The following is a 5298-nucleotide window of genomic DNA, read 5'->3' as shown; positions in this document are numbered from 1 at the left end:
GATCGGAGAGGCTGTGCCATTGTCCGAGCAGGACGGCTTTGAACATGGACAACAGGGGATAGGCGGGACGGCCGCGGTGGTCTCTAAGGTAACGGGTTCTTTGACGATTCAGGTATTGTTCGATCGGTTGCCAATCAATCACCCGGTCCAACTTTAATAGTGGGAAGCGGTCGATGTGTTTGGCAATCATGGCTTGTGCGGTTTGCTGGAAGAAGGTGCTCATGGAAAATCCCCTAAATGTCTTGGTGGGAATTTAGGGGATTTTGGGGAATTTTGCAAAGGTCTCTGAACATAAATGGCCGTGCAATACGAAAAGAGAAATGGCGTTGCTGGGCATTTTATTTGAATTTGTTATGAAATTGATGAAATCTAAAAATATCTTTTTTATGGGATACCTAATCGCTTCGGCGACGTTTGCCGAGGATATCGGCGTGCCTGTCGAACCGATTAACGTCGGTAGTCGGGCTACGATGCCGTCTGAAGGGGAAAGCCTCGCCCTCCTGCCGTTTGCAGAGGATGTGCCGCCGATTCGCGATGCAATGCCGTCTGAAGTCCCTAAAAGTGCGGCAGGCGGCGATGTTCGAGGCGACCGGATGAGAATGCAGATTAATCGGGCGTTGTTGGCGCGGGACTGGGCGGCACTGAAACGCCTGTTGCCCCAATATGCCGAACAGCCGCAATATGATACGGTGCTGTACCGTTATGCCCTCGGCGCGTTATACCGCAGCGAGATGCGGCAGGGCGAGGCAGCCGATCTATACCGTGAGTTGTTGTCAGAAAGGCCTGACCTTGTTTATCCCCGTTTTGATTTGGGCGTGATGCTGTTTGAAGACAAACAATATCGTGAGGCATTGGTTCAGTTGCACCGGGTCGAGGAGGCGTTGCCGCCCGATATGCGGCAGCTTGCACGGGAATATATCCGTCAGGCGGAAGCGGTGCAGGCGTGGCATCCTTCGCTCAATGTGAATTACGAACAAACAGATAATGTAAACAATGCTTCCCCTTCACGGAACATCATCCTCAACGGCCGGAAATGGACAAAATCGGAAGACAGCCTGCCCAAACGCGCCAACGGGATAAGGTACGAACTGGGTATTGACCGGATGTTTAATATTGCAGGTAATCACTTTGCCCGCTTAGGCATCAGCGGTTCCGGTGTGCATTATTGGAATGCCCGGGATTTTAGCGAACAGGCGTTTCATGCCGAAGTAGGCTACCGTTATCGGAATAACCGTCTAGAGTGGGGATTCCGGCCCTTTGTCGAACAAAACTGGCTGGGTAATAACCGTTATACGGCAAATACGGGTATTGCGTTGGATTACAGCCGCCGTCTGAATGAAAAATGGCGCAGCACCCAATCTCTCCAGTACGGCCGCAAACAATACTATGACGGATATTTGGCAAAACGTTACAACAGTAAAACGATTTCAGTCAGCAGTACGTTCAGCTATTACGCTATGCCGGCTTGGCAGTTGTACGGAGGTATTAGCGGTATGTTTGATAATACTGTGGAGAAAGAGCAGGCTTCACGGCGTTATGGTGTAAGTTTGGGTACGGTGAAAATATTAGACGGCGGTCTTGGACTGAAGTTGGGTGCGGGTTACACGAAACGGATATTTAAAGCCCCTGCAACATTAATTTACAATTTTACTCGGCGCGATGATGAATATCGGATGAGCGCGGCTTTATGGCATAAAAAACTGTCGTGGAAAGGGTTTACACCCCAAATAAATTTCCGTTACAACAAGATCAACAGCAATATGCTCGCCTTTTATTCGCGCAGCGGCAAGGAATGGTTTGTCAGTATAGAAAAAACGTATTGACAGTATTTTCTTCAGCCGTCCGACTGATTGTGAGGGAAGTCGGTAAATATTTATCGGCAAACAAGAAAATCATCTTTCTTCTTGTCGTTATGCTTGACTGTCTGCTTGCAATAAAAATATAATTCCACTCTTGCCGACATGGTGTCGGCAAGTATTTAACTCAACAGGACGAGAAAATATGCCAACTATCAACCAATTGGTACGCAAAGGCCGTCAAAAGCCTGTGTACGTAAATAAAGTGCCTGCACTGGAAGCTTGCCCGCAAAAACGCGGCGTATGCACCCGTGTATACACGACTACCCCTAAAAAACCTAACTCTGCATTGCGTAAAGTATGTAAAGTTCGCCTGACCAACGGTTTTGAAGTCATTTCATACATCGGCGGTGAAGGCCACAACCTGCAAGAGCACAGCGTCGTACTGATTCGCGGCGGTCGTGTAAAAGACTTGCCGGGTGTGCGTTACCACACTGTACGCGGTTCTTTGGATACAGCAGGTGTTAAAGACCGTAAACAAGCCCGTTCTAAATACGGTGCTAAGCGTCCTAAATAATTACAGGGACTTAAATAGGCACGTCGGCCGCCTAAGCTGAATAACGGCCGAGTAAGTGAATACTCAATTGGGTATTCATGGGAATTGACCCGACTGAATAGATTAAAGGAAATTAAAATGCCAAGACGTAGAGAAGTCCCTAAGCGCGACGTACTGCCTGATCCTAAATTCGGCAGCGTCGAGCTGACTAAATTCATGAACGTATTGATGATTGACGGTAAAAAATCTGTTGCCGAGCGTATCGTTTACGGTGCGCTGGAGCAAATTGAGAAAAAAACCGGCAAAGCAGCAATCGAAGTATTCAACGAAGCCATTGCAAACGCCAAACCTATCGTGGAAGTGAAAAGCCGCCGTGTAGGTGGTGCAAACTACCAAGTTCCTGTTGAGGTTCGTCCTTCACGCCGTCTGGCTCTTGCAATGCGCTGGGTTCGCGATGCGGCCCGCAAACGTGGTGAGAAATCCATGGACCTGCGTTTGGCAGGCGAGTTGATTGATGCGTCCGAAGGTCGCGGCGGTGCGTTGAAAAAACGTGAAGAAGTACATCGCATGGCTGAAGCCAACAAAGCATTCTCTCACTTCCGTTTCTAATTTTGAAAGGCTAATAAAATGGCTCGTAAGACCCCGATCAGCCTGTACCGCAATATCGGTATTTCCGCCCATATCGATGCGGGTAAAACCACGACGACAGAACGTATTTTGTTCTACACCGGTTTGACCCACAAGTTGGGCGAAGTGCATGACGGTGCGGCTACTACCGACTACATGGAACAAGAGCAAGAGCGCGGTATTACCATTACCTCCGCTGCCGTTACTTCCTACTGGTCCGGTATGGCGAAACAGTTCCCCGAGCACCGTTTCAACATCATCGACACCCCGGGACACGTTGACTTTACTGTAGAGGTAGAGCGTTCTATGCGTGTATTGGACGGCGCGGTAATGGTTTACTGCGCGGTGGGTGGTGTTCAACCTCAATCCGAAACCGTATGGCGTCAAGCTAACAAATACCAAGTACCTCGCTTGGCATTTGTAAACAAAATGGACCGTCAAGGTGCCAACTTCTTCCGCGTTGTTGAGCAAATGAAAACCCGTTTGCGCGCAAACCCAGTACCTATCGTGATTCCGGTAGGCGCAGAAGACAGTTTCACCGGTGTTGTTGACCTGCTGAAAATGAAATCCATCATTTGGAATGAGGCCGATAAAGGTACGACCTTTACTTATGGCGACATTCCTGCCGAATTGGTTGAAACTGCCGAGGAATGGCGTCAAAACATGATTGAAGCCGCAGCAGAAGCCAGTGAAGAATTGATGGATAAATACTTGGGTGGCGATGAGCTGACCGAAGAAGAAATCGTAGGCGCGTTGCGTCAACGTACTTTGGCAGGTGAAATCCAACCTATGTTGTGCGGTTCTGCATTTAAAAACAAAGGTGTTCAACGTATGTTGGACGCAGTTGTAGAATTGCTGCCTGCTCCTACCGATATTCCTCCGGTTCAAGGTGTTAACCCTAACACTGAAGAAGCTGATAGCCGTCAAGCCAGCGATGAAGAGAAATTCTCTGCATTGGCGTTCAAAATGTTGAACGACAAATACGTTGGTCAATTGACCTTTATCCGCGTTTACTCTGGCGTTGTGAAATCCGGTGATACCGTATTGAACTCAGTAAAAGGTACTCGCGAACGTATCGGCCGTTTGGTACAAATGACTGCTGCAGACCGTACTGAAATCGAAGAAGTACGCGCTGGCGACATCGCAGCTGCTATCGGTTTGAAAGACGTTACTACTGGTGAAACCTTGTGTGCGGAAAGTGCGCCGATTATCTTGGAACGTATGGAATTCCCCGAGCCGGTAATCCATATTGCCGTTGAGCCGAAAACCAAAGCCGACCAAGAGAAAATGGGTATCGCCCTGAACCGTCTGGCTAAGGAAGACCCTTCTTTCCGTGTCCGTACAGACGAGGAATCCGGTCAAACCATTATTTCCGGTATGGGTGAGCTGCACTTGGAAATTATTGTTGACCGTATGAAACGCGAATTCGGCGTGGAAGCGAATATCGGTGCACCTCAAGTGGCTTACCGCGAAACCATCCGCAAAGAAGTCGAAGCCGAATACAAACACGCCAAACAATCCGGTGGTAAAGGTCAATACGGTCACGTTGTGATCAAAATGGAACCTATGGAACCAGGTGGTGCGGGCTACGAATTTATCGATGAAATTAAAGGTGGTGTGATTCCTCGCGAATTTATTCCGTCTGTCGATAAGGGTATCCGCGATACATTGCCTAACGGTATCGTTGCCGGTTACCCGGTGGTTGACGTGCGCGTACGTTTGATTTTCGGTTCTTCACACGATGTCGACTCTTCTCAACTGGCCTTCGAATTGGCTGCTTCCCAAGCCTTCAAAGAAGGTATGCGTAAAGCCAATCCTGCCCTGCTTGAGCCGATTATGGCAGTTGAAGTGGAAACCCCTGAAGAATATATGGGCGACGTAATGGGCGATTTGAACCGCCGTCGCGGTGTTGTATTGGGTATGGATGATGACGGTATCGGCGGTAAAAAAGTCCGTGCCGAAGTACCTCTGGCAGAAATGTTCGGTTACTCGACTGACCTGCGTTCTGCAACCCAAGGCCGCGCTACTTACTCTATGGAGTTCAAGAAATATTCTGAAGCTCCTGCCCACATAGCTGCTGCTGTAACTGAAGCCCGTAAAGGCTAATCAGGCAAATAGGCCGTCTGAAAGGCTGAAATGATTTTTCAGACGGCATTGTTCTTTAATCGATCTTTAATGTAAAGGAATTAGCTCATGGCTAAGGAAAAATTCGAACGTAGCAAACCGCACGTAAACGTTGGCACCATCGGTCACGTTGACCATGGTAAAACCACCCTGACTGCCGCTTTGACTACTATTTTGGCTAAAAAATTCGGCGGT

Annotated in this window: 6 protein-coding genes; 5 read left to right on the top strand and 1 reads right to left on the bottom strand. The window is 48.6% G+C overall.

Annotated elements, in window-relative coordinates; translation table 11 throughout:
- A partial coding sequence (locus DBY86_RS12650; protein WP_061450847.1) for a transposase occupies window positions 1-223 on the bottom strand: 223 nt, incomplete at its 3' end.
- Between the two features lie 163 nt (window positions 224-386).
- On the opposite strand from DBY86_RS12650, the gene DBY86_RS12640 reads away from it, so the two are divergent.
- The 5 genes from DBY86_RS12640 to DBY86_RS12620 form a co-directional block, all read left to right on the top strand.
- The gene (locus DBY86_RS12640) at window positions 387-1823 is read left to right on the top strand and encodes a surface lipoprotein assembly modifier (RefSeq protein ID WP_234403467.1); all 1437 of its coding nucleotides are present in this window, start codon (window positions 387-389) and stop codon (window positions 1821-1823) included.
- Between the two features lie 178 nt (window positions 1824-2001).
- Window positions 2002-2373 carry a 30S ribosomal protein S12 gene (rpsL, locus tag DBY86_RS12635; protein WP_002218431.1) on the top strand — a complete coding sequence of 124 codons (372 nt, stop codon included), beginning with the start codon at window positions 2002-2004 and terminating at the stop codon, window positions 2371-2373.
- A gap of 117 nt (window positions 2374-2490) precedes the next feature.
- Window positions 2491-2961 (top strand): 30S ribosomal protein S7, encoded by a 471-nt coding sequence (gene rpsG / locus DBY86_RS12630; RefSeq protein WP_003745196.1) that lies wholly within the window; start codon window positions 2491-2493, stop codon window positions 2959-2961.
- Window positions 2962-2979: 18 nt separating this feature from the next.
- Window positions 2980-5085 (top strand): elongation factor G, encoded by a 2106-nt coding sequence (fusA, locus tag DBY86_RS12625; RefSeq protein WP_003760496.1) that lies wholly within the window; start codon window positions 2980-2982, stop codon window positions 5083-5085.
- An 87-nt stretch (window positions 5086-5172) separates the two neighbouring features.
- On the top strand, window positions 5173-5298 hold a 126-nt coding region (locus DBY86_RS12620), incomplete at its 3' end, for a GTP-binding protein (RefSeq protein ID WP_002259029.1).

The sequence above is a fragment of the Neisseria bergeri genome (assembly GCA_003044455.1).
GTDB classification, from domain to species: Bacteria; Pseudomonadota; Gammaproteobacteria; order Burkholderiales; family Neisseriaceae; genus Neisseria; species Neisseria bergeri.
This window is presented reverse-complemented; position numbering and strand designations above follow the sequence as displayed.